The following is a 16,873-nucleotide window of genomic DNA, read 5'->3' as shown; positions in this document are numbered from 1 at the left end:
CGACGCGGCCCAAGGGTCCGGGCGCCCGGGATCAGGCGGCCAGAGGCTCCGGGGACTTTGCCCCGGTCATGAAGGCAACCGCGTCGGACATCGAATAGTCCTTCGGATTGATGACCGTCAGGCGCCGGCCGAGACGGTGGATGTGGATGCGGTCGGCCACTTCGAACACATGCGGCATGTTGTGCGAGATGAGCACGATCGGGATGCCGCGCGAGCGCACGTCGAGGATCAGTTCCAGCACGCGGCGGCTTTCCTTGACGCCGAGTGCGGCCGTCGGCTCATCGAGGATGATCACCTTGGAGCCGAAGGCGGCAGCGCGCGCCACAGCAACACCCTGGCGCTGGCCGCCCGACAGGGTCTCCACCGCCTGGTTGATGTTCTGGATGGTCATCAGGCCGAGTTCGGACAGTTTTTCGCGAGCGAATTTTTCCATCGCGGCCCGGTCGAGCGAGCGGAACACCTTGCCGAGCACGCCCGGCTTGCGGATCTCGCGGCCGAGGAACATGTTGTCTGCGATGGAGAGCGCGGGCGACAGAGCGAGGTTCTGGTAGACGGTCTCGATGCCGGCCTTGCGGGCCTCGATCGGGGAGCGGAAGCTGACCGTCTTGCCTTCCAGCGTGATCTCGCCTTCATCCGGCGTCACGGCGCCCGAGATGGCCTTGATCAGCGAGGATTTGCCCGCGCCATTGTCGCCGATCACGGCAAGAATCTCGCCAGGATAGAGGTCGAAGTCGGCACGATCGAGGGCTGTCACCTTGCCATAGCGCTTGATGAGACCGCGGGCGGAGAGGATGGGTTCCTGTGCCATTAGCCTGCTACCTTTCTGATCCACTGGTCGATTGCAACGGCGGCGATGATGAGAAGGCCGATCAGCATGTAGGTCCACTGCGGATCGGTGCCGATGAGGCGCAGGCCGAGCTGGAAGACGCCGACAATAAGCGCACCGAACAGCATGCCGAGGATGGAACCGCGCCCGCCGAACAGAGACAGGCCGCCGATGACCACCGCTGTGATCGATTCGATGTTGGCGAACTGGCCGGCGGTCGGCGAAACCGAGCCGATACGACCGATGAGGGCCCAGCCGCCCAGCGCGCAGATGACGCCGGAGAGCGTATAGACGGAAATCAGCATGCCCTTGACGTTGACGCCGGCAAGTTCTGCCGCATCAGGGTCGTCGCCGACGGCATAGAGATGACGGCCCCAGGCGGTGCGGTTCAGGACATACCACAGCGCGAGCACGAGCAGCACCATGGCGATCACGCCATAGGTGAAGACGGCGCCGCCGATGCGGATGTTCTCGCCGAAAAGCTGCAGCAGCGGTGCCTTGGCCTGAAGGTCCTGCGAGCGGATCGTCTCGTTGGCGGAATAGAGGAAGTTGGAGGCCAGAACGATCTGCCACATGCCGAGCGTCACGATGAAGGGCGGCAGCTTCACGCGGGCAACCAGGATACCGTTGATATAGCCGCACAGCGCGCCCACCACGAAGCCGCAGACAATGGCGAGCGGTGCCGGAATCCCGTAATTGACGGCGAACTGGCCCATGATCACCGAGGAGAGAACCATGATCGCGCCGACCGAAAGGTCGATGCCGGCGGTCAGGATGATCAGCGACTGCGCGGCACCGATGATGCCGGTGATCGCAACCTGCTGAAGGATCAGGGTCAGCGAAAAGGCTGAGAAAAACTTGGTGCCGAGGATCGTGCCGAAGATCGCCACGGACAAGAGCAGCACGATCAGCGGCACAGCCGCCGGACTCGAATGCAGGAAGTGCTGGAATTTCTGCAGCGGCGTCTTGTCGTGCGTGTCGAACTGGGCGATCTGCGTCGAACTCTTCGAAAGCACCGTTTCGTATTCGAGATGGGGTTTGGATGCGGCTTGGGGCTCGCTCATTGATTTTCCTCCCTTTTTCCTCACTCGAGGATGCGAGGGCCGACCGGAACTTTCCGTCCCGTCATGGCCGGCGATGAAATTGACAATTCCAATCGGGATGCGGCCAGACCGGCTCTGTCGCGGGTGGCTTGGCAGAAGGGCGGCAGATGCCGCCCTTCGCGTTTGGATGGTTCAGGCGTGAGACATCAGCCCCAGCACTTGGCAGTGCCTTCCTTGGTGTCGATCGAGGGCACGCCCTTGGCCGGCTTGTCGGTGACCAGCGAGACGCCCGTGTCGAAGAAGTTCTTGCCTTCGGTCGGCTTCGGCTTGGTGCCGGTATCGGCGAACTTCTTGATGGCTTCGACGCCGAGTGCTGCCATCAGCAGCGGATACTGCTGGGAGGTGGCGCCGATGATGCCTTCCTTGACGTTCTTGACGCCCGGGCAGCCGCCGTCGACGGACACGATCAGCACGTCCTTCTGCTTGCCGACGGCCTTGAGGGCTTCGTAGGCGCCGGCAGCGGCCGGTTCGTTGATGGTGTGAACCACGTTGATGTTCGGGTTCTTCTGCAGAAGGTTTTCCATGGCCGTGCGGCCACCTTCTTCATTGCCGTTGGTGATATCATGGCCAACGATGCGCGGATCGGTTTCGTCGCCGATCTTGGTCGGATCCTTCGGGTCGATGCCGAAGCCGATCATGAAGCCTTGGTCGCGCATGACGTCGACGGACGGCTGGGCCGGCGTCAGGTCGAGGAAGGCAACCTTGGCGTCCTTGGCCTTGTCGCCGAGGGTGGCGGCAGCCCACTGGCCGATCAGCTTGCCGGCGAGCAGGTTGTCGGTGGCAAAGGTCGCGTCGGCCGCGTCGATCGGATCGAGAGGCGTGTCGAGCGCGATGACCAGAATGCCGGCCTTGCGGGCTTCGGCAACAGCCGGAACGATGCCCTTGGTGTCGGAAGCGGTCAGCAGGATACCCTTGGCGCCATCGGCGATGCAGGTTTCGATCGCGGCAACCTGGCTTTCCGAATCACCGTCCGTCTTGCCGGCATAGGCCTTCAGCGTCACGCCGAGTTCCTTGGCCTTTGCGGTCGCGCCTTCCTTCATCTTGACGAAGAAGGGGTTGGTGTCGGTCTTGGTGATCAGGCAGGCCGAGACGCCGGCGGCCGATGCCGGTGCGGCGAATACGACGCCCAGTGCGAGCGTGGCGAAGGCGGCGGACAGAACAGTTTTCTTCATAGGGCTCCTCCCAGGGTGAAAGCACTTCGTCAGGCAACGGACCGGATCGGGTGACCAGACGCCTCCTCCAAGTCGCCCGTGCCTTTACGGAAGGCATTAAGATCAAAAAATGGCAGCCTGTCAATAATTAATTCCGGTTGAATTATTAATCGACGCTGCTAGTTTCTTGTGCGGGGAGAGCGGGTGCCTTAGGGAGGGGTAGCCATGACTATCCAGGGAAATCAGCCCAACGGGCAGCAGACGCCCGCAGTGATTCTTGCCGGCGGATCGAACCAGGTGCTTGTGCGCGCGCACAACGAGCGGCTGGTGCTGTCGCTTGTCCGCTTGCGCGGTTCTCTCTCCAAGGCTGATATCACACGGGCCAGCGGCCTTTCGGCCCAGACCGTGTCGGTCATCATGCGGTCGCTGGAAAAGGATGGACTGCTTCTGCGCGGCGAACCGGTGCGCGGCAGGGTCGGCCAGCCCTCGGTGCCGATGCGGCTCAATCCGGATGCGGTTTTCTCGTTCGGCGTCAAGATCGGCCGCCGCAGCGCCGATGTTGTCCTCATGGATTTCGTCGGTCGCATTCGCCGCCAGGTGCGCCAGACCTATGCCTATCCACGGCCGGAACAGATCCTCGACATCATCACTTCCGGTATCGACCGCCTGGAGGGCCAGATGAGCGACGAGCAGAGGTCGCGCATCGCCGGCGTGGGCATCGCCGCGCCGTTCGAACTGTGGAACTGGGCCGAGGAAGTCGGCGCGCCGCCCGGCGCCATGGATGCCTGGCGCAGCTTCGACCTGCACGCCGAAATTTCGGCGCGGCTGTCGCATGCGGTCCATCTGCAGAATGATGCGACCAGCGCCTGCGGCGCCGAACTCGTGTTCGGCGTTGGCCCGTCCTATCCGGACTTCGTCTATTTCTTCATCGGCTCTTTCATCGGCGGCGGCATCGTTCTCAATTCCGCCGTCTATTCCGGTCGCACGGGAACGGCCGGCGCGCTCGGGCCTCTGCCTGTGCGCGGTCCGAATGGCGAGAACCGCCAGTTGCTCGACATTGCCTCGATCTTCGTCCTGGAAAAGCTGCTGCATGAGCGTGGCATCGACCCGCAGCCGCTCTGGTACTCGGCCGACGAATGGATCGATTTCGGCGAGCCGCTGGAGATCTGGATCCATGACACCGGTGCGGCGCTGGCGCAGGCCATTGTTGCCGCCGCCTCCGTCATCGATTTCGGCGCGGCCGTGATCGACGGCGGCTTTCCGCCCTGGGTCCGGAGACGCATCGTGGCGGCGACCGTGGACGCGGTCGCCAAGCTTGACCTGCAGGGCGTCATCATTCCCGATATCATTGAGGGCGCCGTCGGCGCCCAGGCCCGGGCGATCGGCGGGGCAAGCCTGCCCATCTTCGCCCGCTACCTCACCGATCAGAGTATCTTGTTCAAGGAGCTTGCCGCATGCTGAAGGGCATCAACCCCATTCTCAGTCCCGATCTTCTGGCCACGTTGCGGGCCATGGGGCACGGCGATGAAATTGCCATCGTCGACGGCAATTATCCGGGTCTCGAACATGCCCGCCGTCTGGTGCGCCTCGATGGCCACGGGCTTGTTCCGGTTCTCGATGCCGTGCTGTCGCTGATGCCGATCGATGATTTCGTCGAGGCGGCGATCTTCCGCTCCACTGTCGGCAAGGATCGCGACGCGCTCGACCCGGTGCATCAGGAGATCATCGCCTGTTGCGGGCGTCATGAGCCGAAGCAACCGGTGGTCCCGCTGCTCGGCCCCGATTTTTATCCGCGCGTGAAGGCGGCGCATACGGTGGTACAGACCAGCGAACCACGCCTCTATGCCAATGTGATCCTGCGCAAGGGCGTCATCTATCCATGAGGGAGGGGGAGGCGCTGCTGCACTGGCGGACCTGCAGCAGTGCCCCCCGATGCTGAATCGGCCGAAGCCCGGCCGGGTCGATCGTGCGGGCGCCCCCGGCAGACCTGAAATTGCCAGTGCGCTGGAAGTCTGATAGGGGAGTTTAATACTCAACTTTTTCAGTCTCCGCCCATGACCTTCCAACCCCGGATGTCCAACACCATCGAGGGCTTCTCCCTCGGCAAGGGCGTGGCCCGTCGCGTCTGGAACGGGCTGGTCGCGGATGTCTGGGATGTGGAATGCGCGCCCTATGCCGGCGGTCACTATGTCGCCTCCGATCCGCGTCTCTTCATCCTGCTCGACCTGCAGGGCAATGGTCGGCCGATGGTTCGCAGCGGTAAGGGCCGCAAGGGCGAACTGCAGAACCCGCAAAGCTCGCCAATCTCTTACGTGCCGGCCGGCATGGATCTGTGGGTGGATTTCACCGGCATTCGCACGCTTCGCCATCTCGATATTCATTTTGACGCCGAGATCGTCTGCCGCCGACTGACCGACGATCTCGACCCGCGCCGGCTGGACGATCCGAGGCTGCTTTTCTTTGACGAGCGGGCCATGAGCCTTGCGCGGCTGATCGCCGCCGAATGCCTCAATCCGCAGCCGCTGCATGATCTCTATGGCGACAGCCTGACGCTCTCGCTGATCATTGCGGTGCTGAACCTCGACAAGGTGGAGCGGCGCAAGCGCAGCGCATTGGCTCCCTGGCAGCTGCGTCGCGCCACCGATTATCTGGAAGCCCATTGCCTGCGCACGGTGCGGCTGGATGAACTGGCCGATCTGACCGGCCTCTCCGCCTCGCAGTTCTCCCATTCCTTCAAGGCGTCCACCGGGGTCGCCCCGCATCAGTGGCAGATGCGCGAGAGACTTTCCCGCGCAAAGGGGCTGCTTGCCGCAAACGATCTTCCCCTCAATGCGGTGGCGGTGGAAACCGGCTTTGCCGATCAGGCGCATTTCACGCGTGTGTTTCGCCAGTATCTCGGCACCACGCCGGCGAAGTGGCGAAAAGCACACAGTTGACGGGCTGCAGGGGCTCTGCCGGACGTGTCGGCGATGTTTGCCCAAGAATGTTCAATTTTTCGTCCTGCAGGCAAGCCTCGGCCTATAATTTGAGTTAGGCGCTCATCTTATCAGGTGGGGTTATCTGACCCCGGAACGAGACGTGGGGCGCGCGCGACGATGATGACAATGAGGAACGGGCACGGTTACGCCATGTTGCTGGCCGGGATTGCGGCAGGCAGCCTTCTCACCGCGATACCGGCGCTGGCCGAGCCGGCGATCGAACTGGACCCGGTGCTGGTGCAGGGCCAGTCGGCGGAGGGGGCTGGTGCCAACGGCCCGGTTCAGGGTTACGTGGCAAAAAAATCCGCGACCGGTGCGAAGACCGCCGGCGATATTTCCGCCATTCCCCAGTCGGTCTCCGTCGTCGGACGCGACGAGTTGAACGATCGCGGCATCACCAACAAGGTGGACGAGGCGCTGGCCTATACGGCTGGCGTGCTGTCGGCACCCTTCGGTGCGGATGCCGATACGGACTGGGTCTATATCCGCGGCTTCGATGCCACGCAGACCGGCGTGTTCTATGATGGCCTCAATCTCTATGCCTATGGTTTCGGCGGCTTCCAGACCGACCCCTACATGCTGGAGCGCATCGAGGTGCTGAAGGGACCGGCCTCGGTTCTCTATGGCGGCGCCAATGCAGGCGGCATGGTCAACCTCGTGCGCAAGCGGCCGACCAATGAGCCGCTCTACGAGACCGAAATCGGCATCAATTCCAATGGCAATGCCTTCTTCGGCTTCGATCTCTCCGACAAACTCGGCTCCAGCGAAACCATGTCCTATCGTCTGACCGGCAAGATTGCCGGCGGCGACAATGATTCGGATTTCTCGCATGACCTGCGCGGATTCGTGATGCCCCAACTGACGATTTCTCCGGACGAGGCGACGAAATTGACAGTCTGGGGCTCGTTTGCGGCGCTCGACGAGCTGCATGTGGGCGGCGGATTCTTCCCCTATTACGGCACGGTCGATACCTCGCGGACCAACGGCTTCCGTATTCCCCGCGACGCCTACTACGGCGAGCCGGATGTCGATACCGGCGTCTATAATCAGGAAATGGTCGGCTATGAGGTCGAACATACCTTCGACAATGGCTGGAAGATCTCGCAGAACGCCCGTTACGGCCATCTCTACAAGCACGAGAACGCCCCCTATCTCTATGGCTGGTATGATATCGACAGCCTGCAACTGAACCGCATCGGCTTTGAGCAGACCTCCAAGGTGAATACCTTCCTGATCGACAACCGTCTGGAGGGTACGGTCGAGACCGGGGCGCTGGAACACAGCCTGCTGTTCGGCCTCGACTACAAATACTACCAGCTGTCCAACGACCAGGCCGCGACCACAATCAATCCGATCAGTGCCACCGATCCGGTCTATGGCCTGTCGCAGCCGGCCAATGCCTCCTACAGCAACCAGCTGATCACCCAGAAGCAGGTCGGCATCTATGCGCAGGATCAGATCCGCTTCGGCGGCGGATGGCTGGTGACGCTGAACGGTCGCTACGACCACGTGGAAACCACCACCGACAACGGCCCGACCTACTGGGCGCCGACGCAGGATTTCACCTACAGTTACAGCAAGAGCGCCGCCAGTGGTCGCGCTGGTCTCGCCTATGAATTCGCCAATGGCCTGACGCCGTATGTCAGTGTGGCCAGCTTCTTCAATCCGGTGATCGCTGTCAGCAGCACGCCGGACAACAAGCCGGAAGAGGGCGAGCAGTACGAAGTCGGCGTCAAATACGAGCCCGGCTTCATGGATGCCCTGTTCACCGCCTCGCTGTTCGATCTCACCAAGCGCAATGTGGTGGTGACGGACCCGGGCACCTTCCTCTCCAGCCAGATCGGCGAGGTGCAGTCGCGCGGCGTCGAGCTGGAAGGCAAGGTCAATCTCAATGACAACTGGAAGCTGCTCGGCTCCTTCACCTATACCGATCTCGAGGTTAAGAAGGATATCATGGCCGCCTATGTCGGCAAGAGCCCCTATCTGGTGCCGGCGGTGCAGGCCTCGCTGTGGCTCGATTATGCGGTGCCGGTGCCGGCGCTCGAGGGCTTGAGCATCGGCGGTGGCGTCCGCTACCGCGGCGAAAGCTGGGCGGACCGGGAAAACACGCTGAAGGTGCCGGATGCCACCGTCTTCGACGCCGCGATCCGCTACAGGAAGAACGGCTGGGAAGGTTCGCTCAACGTCACCAACCTGTTCGACAAGGTCTATGTCAGCGGCTGCGCCGGTGCTGCCACCTGCGGCTATGGCGATGCGCGCACGGTGACCGTCAAGCTCAGCAAGAGCTGGTAGGCCGCAACGGTCTTTCCCGACATGCCCGAAATAGAACAAGGCCGGCGGAGCGATCCGCCGGCCTTGCTGTTGATGCGGCTGGGTAATGCTAACGGAACAGGCTCGGCAGCCAGAGCGAGAGCGCCGGAATGTAGGTGACGAGCATCAGCACGGCGATACTGGCGCCGAAGAAAGGCCAGATCGTGCGCATGGCCTCGCGAATGCTGATGCCCCCCACCGCGCAGCCGACAAACAGCACCGTGCCGACCGGCGGCGTGTTGAGGCCGATGCCGGCGTTCAGGATCATCACCACGCCGAAATGCACGGGATCGACGCCGAAAGCCTTGACCACCGGCAGCAGAACCGGCGTCGAGATGATCACCATCGGCGCCATGTCCATGAAGGTGCCGAGCAACAGCAGGATGATGTTGATCACCAGCAGGATGATGATCGGATTGTCGGAAATCGCCCCGATCGCGCCGATCATCAGCTGCTGCACCTGCAGGAAGGCCATCAGCCAGGCAAAGGACGCAGCCGTGCCGATGACCAGCAAAACCATGGCGGTGGTGCGCACCGCGCCCATCACGGCTTCCACGAAGCCCGCCCAGTCCAGCTCCCGATAGACCAGCATGGCGACGAGGAAGGCATAGAGCACCGCGATGCAGGAGCTTTCGGTCGCCGTGAAGATGCCGGACCGGACGCCGCCAAAGATGATGCCGATCAGGAGGATGCCGGGAAGCGCCGTGACGAGATAGACCAGAAGGTTGGCAAGACCGGGGAAGGGTTCGGACGGATAGCCGCGCCGGCGGGCGACGACATAGGCTGTGACCATCAGCGCCAGCGCCAGAAGGATGCCCGGCACGACGCCGGCGGTGAACAGGTCCGCGACCGAGACATTGCCGCCGGCTGCGATCGAATAGAGGATCATGTTGTGCGAGGGCGGGATCATCAGGGCGATGATCGCCGCATTGACCGTCACGTTGACCGCATAGCTGCGGTCATAGCCGCGGGCCGCCATCTGCGGGATCATCAGCCCGCCGACCGCCGAGGCATCGGCGACGGCCGAACCGGAAATGCCGCCGAACAGTGTCGAGGCGACGATATTGACCTGGCCGAGCCCGCCGCGCAGGTGGCCGACGAGCCCTGCTGCAAAGCGGACCAACCGCCCGGCGATGCCGCCGCGCACCATCAGGTCGCCGGCGAAGATGAAGAACGGGATCGCCATCATGGCAAACACGTTCATGCCGGAATTCAGCTGCTGGAACACCACGATGGGCGGCAGGCCGAGATAGAGCACGGTGGCGAGCGAGGCGATGCCCAGGCAGAACGCGATCGGCATGCCGATCGCCATCAGCAGGGTGAAGGAGCCGAACAGGATCGTATAGGCCATCAGACGACCTCCAGCATGTCCGCTTCGGACGGTGTGTGTTCGGTTTCAAGGATGATGTCGGCCAGCCGTTCAAGGCCGAACAGCGCGATCATGATGCCGCCGACGATCAGCGGGAAGAAGTCGACGCCGCCGGGCCAGCCGAGCACCGGAATGGTGGCCGTCCAGGTGCCGCGGGCGAGCAGGATGCCGTAATAGGCCATGAAGCCGCCGAAGGCACTCACCAGCGCCATGCTGGTGATGTCCATCGCCCGCTGGATCGGCTTGGGCATGGCATAACGGACGATGTCGAGCCCGAGATGGCCGCTTTCGCGCACGCCGACGGCAGCCCCCAGCAGGATGAACCAGGACATCAGCACGAGCGACAACGGTTCCGACCAGCTTGGCGTATCGTTAAGGATGTAGCGGGCAAAGACCTGCCAGCCGACGATAAGGGTCATGGTGACGATGCCGATGCCGGCAAGATAAAGCGAGAGGCGGCTGAGGAGGGCGAGCAACGGCCGCACAGCCTTCAGGATGTTCTTCATGTCCGCGGTTCCTTTTGCGCTGGCGGGGCGCATGCAAAAAGGCCGACCCTTGCGGGTCGGCCTTATGGATGGCGCTTACTTCACGGCCTGGATGCGGGCGACCAGGTCCTTCATCTTGGCATCGGTCACGAACTTGTCGTAGACCGGCTTCATGGCGTCGGCGAACTCCTGCTTGTTGACGGAGATCACCTTGACGCCGCCAGCCCGCACCTTGTCTTCCGAGGTCTTTTCGCGGGCCTGCCAGAGCTGGCGCATCTTGACCACAGACTCCTTGGCCGCCTTGCGGAGGATGGCCTGATCCTCCGGCTTCAGCTTGTCCCAGCTGATCTTGGACATGACGAGCACTTCCGGCGTCAGCGAATGCTCGGTCATCGAGAAGTTCTTGGCGACTTCGAAGTGGCGGGAGGATTCGTAGGATGGCCAGTTGTTTTCGGCGCCATCGACGACGCCGGTTTCCAGCGAGGAGTAGACTTCGCCGAACGGCATCGGTGTCGGGTTGGCGCCAAACGCCTGCATCATGGCGATCCAGAGGTCCGACTGCTGGACGCGGATCTTCATGCCCTTGAGATCGGCAAGCTTCTCGATCGGCTTCTTGGTGGTGTAGAAGGAGCGTGCGCCGGAATCATAGAAGGCAAGCCCGACCAGGCCATGCGCCTCGAAGGCCTTCAGGATCTCGTCGCCGATCGGGCCGTCTACCACCTGGTGCATGTGATCGGTGGAACGGAACAGGAAGGGAAGGCCGAGGACGACCGTTTCCTTGACGAGGTTGTTGAACGGGGCGGTGTTGACGCGGTTCAAATCGATGACACCGAAGCGGGTCTGCTCGATCGTGTCTTTTTCGCTGCCCAGCACGGAATTGTTCATGACCTGGATCTTGATCCGGCCACTGGTCTGCTGGGATACGAGGTCTCCCATGTACTTGACCGCTTCGACGGTCGGGTAGCCATCCGGGTGGATATCGGCGGACCGCAGCGTCACCTGCTGCGCGCCGGCTGTCATGGCCGTCGTCATTGCCAGGCCGAGGGCCAGGCCGAGAATGCGCTTGAACTTCATGTCTTCCTCCACTTTGCTTGCGCCAGGGCCCCCTGCCCGGGCGCGGGTCTCTATGCTTTCTCCTCCGTCCATGCCGGCAGCCCGAACAGGGCTTCCGGATTGTCAACCAGGGCAAGGCGGCGCGCTCTCTCGTCCGGCAGCCAGCCCAGGACCGTATCCGTCAATGCCGCGTCGTCAGGATAATCCGCCTGCTCGCGGGCAAGGTTGTGTGGCCAATTGGTGCCCCAGACGATGCGCTCCGGCGCATGGGCGGCAATCGTCCGGGCAATGGCGGCGACATCCTCGTAATCGGGGCCACCGCTCTTTGAACTTTCATAGACGCCGGCGAACTTGAACCAGCAGTTTCCGCCGTCGATCAGGCGGCGCAGCGCGGCAATCTGCGGGCTGTCCGGCGTGACGCCGCAGAAGAACTTGCCGTGGTGATCCAGCACCCAGCGCGATTTCAGCCGGGAGAGCCGCGGCTCGTGTTCCTCGATATGGCTGCCGTCGAACTGGATGGCGAGCATCAGGCCACGCGCCGCGGCAATGGCATCGATAAGTTCCAGAGCCGAGAGGTTCACGGCACCCCCGGGCAGGTCCATGATCCTGAGGCCGACGACGCCCGCTTCGGTGAGCCAGTCCAATTCGCTATCGGTCACGTCGGGGTCGACGGCGGCGACGCCGCGCGCCAAGCCGCCCATCTCCCGCAGGCAGGCAACGATGTTGGAATTGTCCCGCTGCTGGGCATTGCCCTGGGTGATGATCACCCGGTCTATGCCGAGCCAGTCCATCAGCTGGCGGTACTGGCGCGGGGTCGGCAGGTCGCCGGCCGGCAGGCCGGGGCCGCCGGGCAGGGCGGGAAACCCCGGCAGATACATGTGCATCTGCGTGTCCACGCTGCCCTTTGGCAGTGCGATCCTCGGCTTGTCCCCGGAAAGCCGACGCACCAGCATCAGGCGTCTCCCATCCGGAATTCGGCCAGCGCCTCGCGGTTGATCTCGATGCCGAGGCCGGGGCCGTTCGGGATCGCCACCACGCCGTTGACGTGCTCGATCGGCGTCTTGACGATCGCCTGCCGGAAGGGATTGTGCGTCCGGTCGAATTCGAGGATCGGCTCGATCGGGTTGACGCGCACCGGGCTCGGAATCATCGCGGCCATGAACTGCAGCGCGGCGGCGATATGGACGGCCGTGCCCCAGACATGCGGTACGACGCGCACGCCATGCAGGGCGGCAAGATCGGCGACCCGCTTGGCTTCGGTGAAACCGCCGACGCCGGCCAGATCCGGCTGCAGGATATCGACGCAGCGGCTCTCGATCGGCTCGCGCATGCCCCAGCGGGAATGCCAGGTTTCGCCACCGGCGACCGGGATCGGCTGGCGGGCGCGCACCTCGCGATAGGCAGCAAGCTGTTCCGGTACCACCGGCTCCTCGAACCAGTCGAGATCAAGTTCTGCGGCCGCCTGGCCGAAGCGGACGGCCTCCACCACGTCGTAACCGTGATTGGCATCGACCATGATGCGCATCTCCGGTCCCACCGCCTCGCGGGCGGCGCGCACGACGCGCAGGTCTTCCGCCACACCGAAGCCGATCTTGATCTTGGTGGCGTGGAAACCTTCCTTCCAGTAGCGGGCAACGTCGATGGCATTGTCTTCCACGCGATCGACGCCGTCGCGCTTGAAGCTGCCGGTCGCATAGGCCTTCACGCTGTCGCGGAAGCGGCCACCGAGCAGGATGGAGACGGGCACGCCGAAATGCTTGCCCTTGATGTCCCATAGCGCAATGTCGATGCCCGAAAGCGCCGTCACCGCCAGTCCGCGCTGGCCCTGGTCGCGCAGCGCGTTATAGAGCCTGGCCCAGATCTTCTCGTTTTCGAGCGGGTTCTCGCCGATCAGCCAGTTGGCATAGGCGGCGACGACGGCGGCATTGGGCCTGGCTGGGCCGAGGCATTCGCCCCAGCCGACCGTGCCATCGTCACACTCGATTTCCACCAGAACATGGGCGCGGCGATCGAAGCGCATGGACGCGCTTTCGAAGGCAACGTCGAGCCGGTGTTCCAGAAGATGGGTGCGGACTGCGGTGATCTTCATCGTCAGCCGGTCCTCAGCCGCGCTTCCAGGGGCCGATGAGGTCGAGCAGCATGCCCTCCTCTGCCGGCGTCAGGTCGTCGAGCGGCGGGCGAACCTTGCCGGCATCGAAGCCTTGCAGGCGCACACCCGCCTTGATGGCAGCCACCGCATAACCCTTGCGCCGGTTGCGGATGGCCATGAAGGGATAGAAGAAATCCCGGAGGATCTTCTCGCAATGGGCACGCTCGCCGGCGCGCAGCGCCTTGTAGAATTCCACCGCAAGGCCCGGAACGAAGTTGAACACGGCCGAGGAATAGGTGGTGAAGCCGGCGCCGAGATAGGCTTCGGCAAACAGCTCCGCCGTCGGCATGCCGCCGAGATACATCAGGCGGTCGCCCATGGTGGCGGTGATCTGGCGCACGGTGCCGATGTCGCCGGTGCCGTCCTTGAAGCCGATCAGGTTCGGGCACTCGTCACACAGGCGCTTCAGCGTGTCGACCGAGAGAACGGAATTGTCGCGGTTATAGACCATCACGCCGATGCCGACCGACTGGCAGATTTTCTTGACGTGCTGGTAGAGGCCTTCCTGCGGTGCATCGATCAGGTAATGCGGCAGAAGCAGGATGCCGTCGGCACCGGCCTTTTCGACGGACTTTGCCAGTTCGACGCCCACATGGCTGCCGAAACCGCAGCCGGAGACGATGGCGGTCTTGCCGGCCGCTTCCTTGGCGGCCTTGACGATGCCCGGGATTTCGTCGGGCGACAGCGAGAAGAACTCGCCGGTGCCGCCGGCCGCAAACAGAACGGGCGCTTCGAAACCCGACAGCCATTCGACATGGCGACGATAGCTTTCCGGCTGGAACTGGCCTTCACCATCGAAATGGGTCACGGGAAAGGACAGAAGGCCAGCGCCGAGCGCCGCCTTGATCTCTTCTGGCGTCATAGTCTCACTTCCTTTTCAGAGGCTTCCTCCGTTGCTTGTGGTATATATTCGCCATACAAGTGTCAACAACTTATCTTACAAATTGTCGCTGCTCGCGCAGCAGGGCGCGGTAGCGCGACTGGCTGCCGCGCAGATGCCGGCGCATCGCCTCGCGTGCGGCCTCTTCATTGCCGGCCGAGATCGCCACGATGATGGCGTTGTGCTCTTCCATGATGAGGTTGATGTAGGTTGCCTGGTCCGCCTCGCTGTCCTCGTTGCGCAGGGCGGCGCGGGGAATGACGCTTTTGCCGATCATCGACAGGAAATCGCGGAATCGGGAATTGTTGGTGGCCTCGGCAATGGCGAGATGCAGCGCAAAATCCGCCTCGCTGGTCGGCTGTCCCGCTTCCAGGCAGGCACGCACCGCATAGTGACAGTCGAAGATCACCTCTTCCTGGGCGGGTGAGCGGCGCACGGCGGCAAGCCCCGCCGCCTCCACCTCGACGGCGGTGCGCAGTTCGAGGAATTCGATCACCGAGGAAACGCGGGCGTGGTCGATATTGTCGACGGAGAAAGGGGCCGGCGCCATCGGGGATGGAGGCTCGAGCACGAAGACGCCGGCGCCCTGGCGTGCCTCCACCAGCCTGTCGGCCCTCAGCGCTGCGATTGCCTCGCGCACCACGGTGCGGCTCACGCCGTGCGTTTCGCCCAGTTGCGCCTCGCTCGGCAGCTTGCTGCCGGGCGGAAACTGCCCGGCGCCGATGGCCTGGCGCAGGGTGTCGCTCAACCGTGCGGCCAGCGTGATCGCGGCACCCCCCGTTCTCTCCTTGGTGGCAATCGCCATGTCTGTCCCCTTCCTGGTCCGGTCCGATGAGGACGGTCTCGTCTCTCTGTCATGCCTAGGTGTACCGTGTTGACGCCCGCCTGCCAACATGTATGATAAATTTACCGTGGCGGGCAGACGAGTCCCGCTTCTCGCCTGCCCGCATGGAGGATCCCTTGAAAAGACTGCTGATTACCGGTGCCGCCGGCGCGCTGGGGCGTGCCATGCGCACGCGCCTTGCGTCGCATGCCGACATTCTTCGCCTCTCCGACATCAGCGACCTCGGCGAGGCGCAGCCCAACGAGGAACTGGTGCGCTGCGATCTCGGCGATGCCGAGGCAGTCCATCGCCTGGTCGAAGGCTGCGATGGCATCGTGCATCTGGGCGGCATCTCGGTCGAGGACAAGTTTTCCAAGATCATGAACGCCAACCTGCTTGGCCTCTACAATCTCTACGAGGCAGCGCGCGCCCATGGCCAGCCGCGCATCGTGTTTGCCAGTTCCAACCACACGGTCGGCTTCTACCGGCAGGACCAGCATATCGACGTGACGGTCCCGATGCGTCCCGACGGGCTCTACGGGGTCTCCAAATGCTTCGGCGAGGCGCTGGCCCGCATGTATTTCGAAAAGTTCGGACAGGAAACGGCGCTGGTGCGCATCGGCAGCTGCATGGAAAAGCCGACCAACCACCGCATGCTGTCCAGCTGGATGTCCTATCGCGATTTCACGCAGTTGATCGCCTGCGTCTTTCGCGCGCCGATGCTGGGCTGCCCGGTGATCTGGGGCATTTCGGACAATGATTCAAAGTGGTGGGACAATTCGCACGCCGCCTATCTCGGCTGGAAGCCGCAGGACAATGCAGAAGTTTTTCGCGCCGAACTCGATGCGAGCCTCGGCAGGCCGGACCCGAAGGCGGCGCTGCACGTCTATCAGGGCGGCAATTTCGTCAACGATCCGATTTTTCCGGAGAGCTGACCCGTCCGTCTTGGAGGGAAGGAGATCGCCTGATCCGTCTCCCCATTATCCATTGACCTCCGGCTTTGCCGGAGGCGTGCCTTCAGGGGGGCGGTTCAGTCGTCGGAATAACGCTGCTCCTGCCACGGGTCGCCCCGCATATGGTACCCGTTCTTCTCCCAGAAGCCCGGGCGGTCCTGCCGGGTGAATTCGATGCGCGTCAGCCACTTGGCGCTTTTCCAGAAATAGAGATGCGGCACCACCAGACGCATAGGCCCGCCGTGTTCGCGGCTGATCGGCTGGCCTTCCCAGTGGGTGGCAAGGATCGCATCCTCGGCAGCGAAATCGGACAGCAGTAGGTTGGTGGTATAGCCGTCGAAGCTCGTCAGCATCACCGCATCGGCCTCGGCTGTCGGGTGCACGAGATCGAGCAGGTCGCGCACCATCACCCCCTGCCAGCCATTGTCGTAGCGCGACCAGGTGGTCACGCAGTGGATATCGGAGATCACCGTCGTCTGCGGCAGGGCGAGAAAACTCTTCCAGTCCAAGGTGATCGCCTGTTCCACCGCGCCGCGGACATCGAGACGCCATTGCATCTCGGAAATCTGCGGCTGCTGGCCGAGATCGAGCACCGGCCAGTTCTTGACCAGATGCTGCCCTGGCGGCAGGCGATCCGTGTCCGGTCTGCTGATGCGGCCGGTCAGAAACCGCCCCTCGGCTGCCCATTTCCGCTTGGTGGTGGTCAGCTTGCTGTCTTCAGGCTCTGTCGGTGTGTCCGTCATGGAAAACATCCCGTCCGCGACCGGCGTCGGAGTTTTGCCCGAAGGCCGCG

Annotated in this window: 16 protein-coding genes; 5 read left to right on the top strand and 11 right to left on the bottom strand. The window is 63.2% G+C overall.

Going from position 1 to position 16,873, the window contains the following annotated elements; genetic code table 11:
- Positions 1-31 precede the first annotated feature (31 nt).
- From F3H95_RS15855 to F3H95_RS15845, 3 genes are all read right to left on the bottom strand, one after another.
- Positions 32-808, bottom strand: coding sequence for an ATP-binding cassette domain-containing protein (locus F3H95_RS15855; protein ID WP_143126345.1), 777 nt, complete (start codon positions 806-808; stop codon positions 32-34).
- Positions 808-1,890: an ABC transporter permease gene (locus F3H95_RS15850; protein WP_143126344.1), complete on the bottom strand. Its 1,083-nt coding sequence runs from the start codon at positions 1,888-1,890 to the stop codon at positions 808-810. The genes F3H95_RS15855 and F3H95_RS15850 overlap by 1 nt, the downstream gene beginning before the upstream one ends.
- Before the next feature lie 185 nt (positions 1,891-2,075).
- On the bottom strand, positions 2,076-3,101 hold the full coding sequence (locus tag F3H95_RS15845; protein WP_143126343.1) for a sugar ABC transporter substrate-binding protein: 1,026 nt from the start codon (positions 3,099-3,101) through the stop codon (positions 2,076-2,078).
- A gap of 204 nt (positions 3,102-3,305) precedes the next feature.
- Here F3H95_RS15845 and F3H95_RS15840 point away from each other — a divergent pair, with 204 nt between their 5' ends.
- The 4 genes from F3H95_RS15840 (at position 3,306) to F3H95_RS15825 (ending at position 8,350) form a co-directional block, all read left to right on the top strand.
- A complete protein-coding gene (locus F3H95_RS15840; RefSeq protein ID WP_149746696.1) occupies positions 3,306-4,541 on the top strand; it encodes an ROK family transcriptional regulator in 1,236 nt (411 codons plus the stop codon).
- Entirely contained in the window at positions 4,535-4,963 is a 429-nt protein-coding gene (locus F3H95_RS15835; RefSeq protein ID WP_143126341.1) for an RbsD/FucU family protein, read from the top strand. The genes F3H95_RS15840 and F3H95_RS15835 overlap by 7 nt, the downstream gene beginning before the upstream one ends.
- Positions 4,964-5,134: 171 nt before the next feature.
- The gene (locus tag F3H95_RS15830; protein ID WP_149746695.1) at positions 5,135-6,016 is read left to right on the top strand and encodes an AraC family transcriptional regulator; all 882 of its coding nucleotides are present in this window, start codon (positions 5,135-5,137) and stop codon (positions 6,014-6,016) included.
- A 168-nt stretch (positions 6,017-6,184) separates the two neighbouring features.
- Positions 6,185-8,350, top strand: coding sequence for a TonB-dependent siderophore receptor (locus F3H95_RS15825; protein WP_149746694.1), 2,166 nt, complete (start codon positions 6,185-6,187; stop codon positions 8,348-8,350).
- 88 nt (positions 8,351-8,438) lie between these two features.
- On the opposite strand, the gene F3H95_RS15820 is transcribed toward F3H95_RS15825, so the two are convergent.
- From F3H95_RS15820 to F3H95_RS15790, 7 genes are all read right to left on the bottom strand, one after another.
- On the bottom strand, positions 8,439-9,719 hold the full coding sequence (locus tag F3H95_RS15820; protein ID WP_149746693.1) for a TRAP transporter large permease: 1,281 nt from the start codon (positions 9,717-9,719) through the stop codon (positions 8,439-8,441).
- Complete coding sequence (locus tag F3H95_RS15815) at positions 9,719-10,243, bottom strand: TRAP transporter small permease (protein WP_143126337.1); 525 nt, start codon at positions 10,241-10,243, stop codon at positions 9,719-9,721. Before F3H95_RS15815 ends, F3H95_RS15820 begins: the two co-directional genes overlap by 1 nt.
- 75 nt (positions 10,244-10,318) lie before the next feature.
- Positions 10,319-11,296, bottom strand: a complete 978-nt coding sequence (locus F3H95_RS15810; protein ID WP_143126336.1) for a TRAP transporter substrate-binding protein — start codon at positions 11,294-11,296, stop codon at positions 10,319-10,321.
- Between the two features lie 50 nt (positions 11,297-11,346).
- Positions 11,347-12,228, bottom strand: coding sequence for an amidohydrolase family protein (locus F3H95_RS15805; protein ID WP_149746692.1), 882 nt, complete (start codon positions 12,226-12,228; stop codon positions 11,347-11,349).
- Positions 12,228-13,364 carry a mandelate racemase/muconate lactonizing enzyme family protein gene (locus F3H95_RS15800; RefSeq protein WP_149746691.1) on the bottom strand — a complete coding sequence of 379 codons (1,137 nt, stop codon included), beginning with the start codon at positions 13,362-13,364 and terminating at the stop codon, positions 12,228-12,230. The genes F3H95_RS15805 and F3H95_RS15800 overlap by 1 nt, the downstream gene beginning before the upstream one ends.
- Positions 13,365-13,377: 13 nt before the next feature.
- On the bottom strand, positions 13,378-14,286 hold the full coding sequence (gene kdgD / locus F3H95_RS15795; RefSeq protein ID WP_149746690.1) for a 5-dehydro-4-deoxyglucarate dehydratase: 909 nt from the start codon (positions 14,284-14,286) through the stop codon (positions 13,378-13,380).
- Between the two features lie 70 nt (positions 14,287-14,356).
- Positions 14,357-15,109, bottom strand: a complete 753-nt coding sequence (locus F3H95_RS15790; protein WP_143126332.1) for a FadR/GntR family transcriptional regulator — start codon at positions 15,107-15,109, stop codon at positions 14,357-14,359.
- Between the two features lie 155 nt (positions 15,110-15,264).
- On the opposite strand from F3H95_RS15790, the gene F3H95_RS15785 reads away from it, so the two are divergent.
- Positions 15,265-16,062: an NAD(P)-dependent oxidoreductase gene (locus F3H95_RS15785; protein ID WP_149746689.1), complete on the top strand. Its 798-nt coding sequence runs from the start codon at positions 15,265-15,267 to the stop codon at positions 16,060-16,062.
- A gap of 95 nt (positions 16,063-16,157) precedes the next feature.
- Here the strand turns inward: F3H95_RS15785 and F3H95_RS15780 are convergent, their stop codons facing one another.
- Positions 16,158-16,823, bottom strand: a complete 666-nt coding sequence (locus F3H95_RS15780) for a sulfite oxidase-like oxidoreductase (RefSeq protein WP_149746688.1) — start codon at positions 16,821-16,823, stop codon at positions 16,158-16,160.
- Between the last annotated feature and the right edge of the window lie 50 nt (positions 16,824-16,873).

Source organism: Rhizobium sp. RU35A (genome assembly GCF_900156005.1).
Classification (GTDB): domain Bacteria; phylum Pseudomonadota; class Alphaproteobacteria; order Rhizobiales; family Rhizobiaceae; genus Neorhizobium; species Neorhizobium straminoryzae.
The sequence above is the reverse complement of the archived record's forward strand: the minus strand, read 5'-3'. Positions and strand labels throughout refer to the sequence as shown.

Bases quoted from the DNA above. Each gene is read 5' to 3' on its own strand.
- F3H95_RS15835 (WP_143126341.1), top strand. From the start codon at position 4,535: ATGCTGAAGGGCATCAACCCCATTCTCAGTCCCGATCTTCTGGCCACG.
- F3H95_RS15850 (WP_143126344.1), bottom strand. From the start codon at position 1,890: ATGAGCGAGCCCCAAGCCGCATCCAAACCCCATCTCGAATACGAAACG.
- F3H95_RS15815 (WP_143126337.1), bottom strand. From the start codon at position 10,243: ATGAAGAACATCCTGAAGGCTGTGCGGCCGTTGCTCGCCCTCCTCAGC.
- F3H95_RS15790 (WP_143126332.1), bottom strand. From the start codon at position 15,109: ATGGCGATTGCCACCAAGGAGAGAACGGGGGGTGCCGCGATCACGCTG.
- F3H95_RS15855 (WP_143126345.1), bottom strand. From the start codon at position 808: ATGGCACAGGAACCCATCCTCTCCGCCCGCGGTCTCATCAAGCGCTAT.
- F3H95_RS15825 (WP_149746694.1), top strand. From the start codon at position 6,185: ATGAGGAACGGGCACGGTTACGCCATGTTGCTGGCCGGGATTGCGGCA.
- F3H95_RS15805 (WP_149746692.1), bottom strand. From the start codon at position 12,228: ATGCTGGTGCGTCGGCTTTCCGGGGACAAGCCGAGGATCGCACTGCCA.
- F3H95_RS15820 (WP_149746693.1), bottom strand. From the start codon at position 9,719: ATGGCCTATACGATCCTGTTCGGCTCCTTCACCCTGCTGATGGCGATC.
- F3H95_RS15845 (WP_143126343.1), bottom strand. From the start codon at position 3,101: ATGAAGAAAACTGTTCTGTCCGCCGCCTTCGCCACGCTCGCACTGGGC.
- F3H95_RS15780 (WP_149746688.1), bottom strand. From the start codon at position 16,823: ATGACGGACACACCGACAGAGCCTGAAGACAGCAAGCTGACCACCACC.
- F3H95_RS15810 (WP_143126336.1), bottom strand. From the start codon at position 11,296: ATGAAGTTCAAGCGCATTCTCGGCCTGGCCCTCGGCCTGGCAATGACG.
- F3H95_RS15830 (WP_149746695.1), top strand. From the start codon at position 5,135: ATGACCTTCCAACCCCGGATGTCCAACACCATCGAGGGCTTCTCCCTC.
- kdgD (WP_149746690.1), bottom strand. From the start codon at position 14,286: ATGACGCCAGAAGAGATCAAGGCGGCGCTCGGCGCTGGCCTTCTGTCC.
- F3H95_RS15800 (WP_149746691.1), bottom strand. From the start codon at position 13,364: ATGAAGATCACCGCAGTCCGCACCCATCTTCTGGAACACCGGCTCGAC.
- F3H95_RS15840 (WP_149746696.1), top strand. From the start codon at position 3,306: ATGACTATCCAGGGAAATCAGCCCAACGGGCAGCAGACGCCCGCAGTG.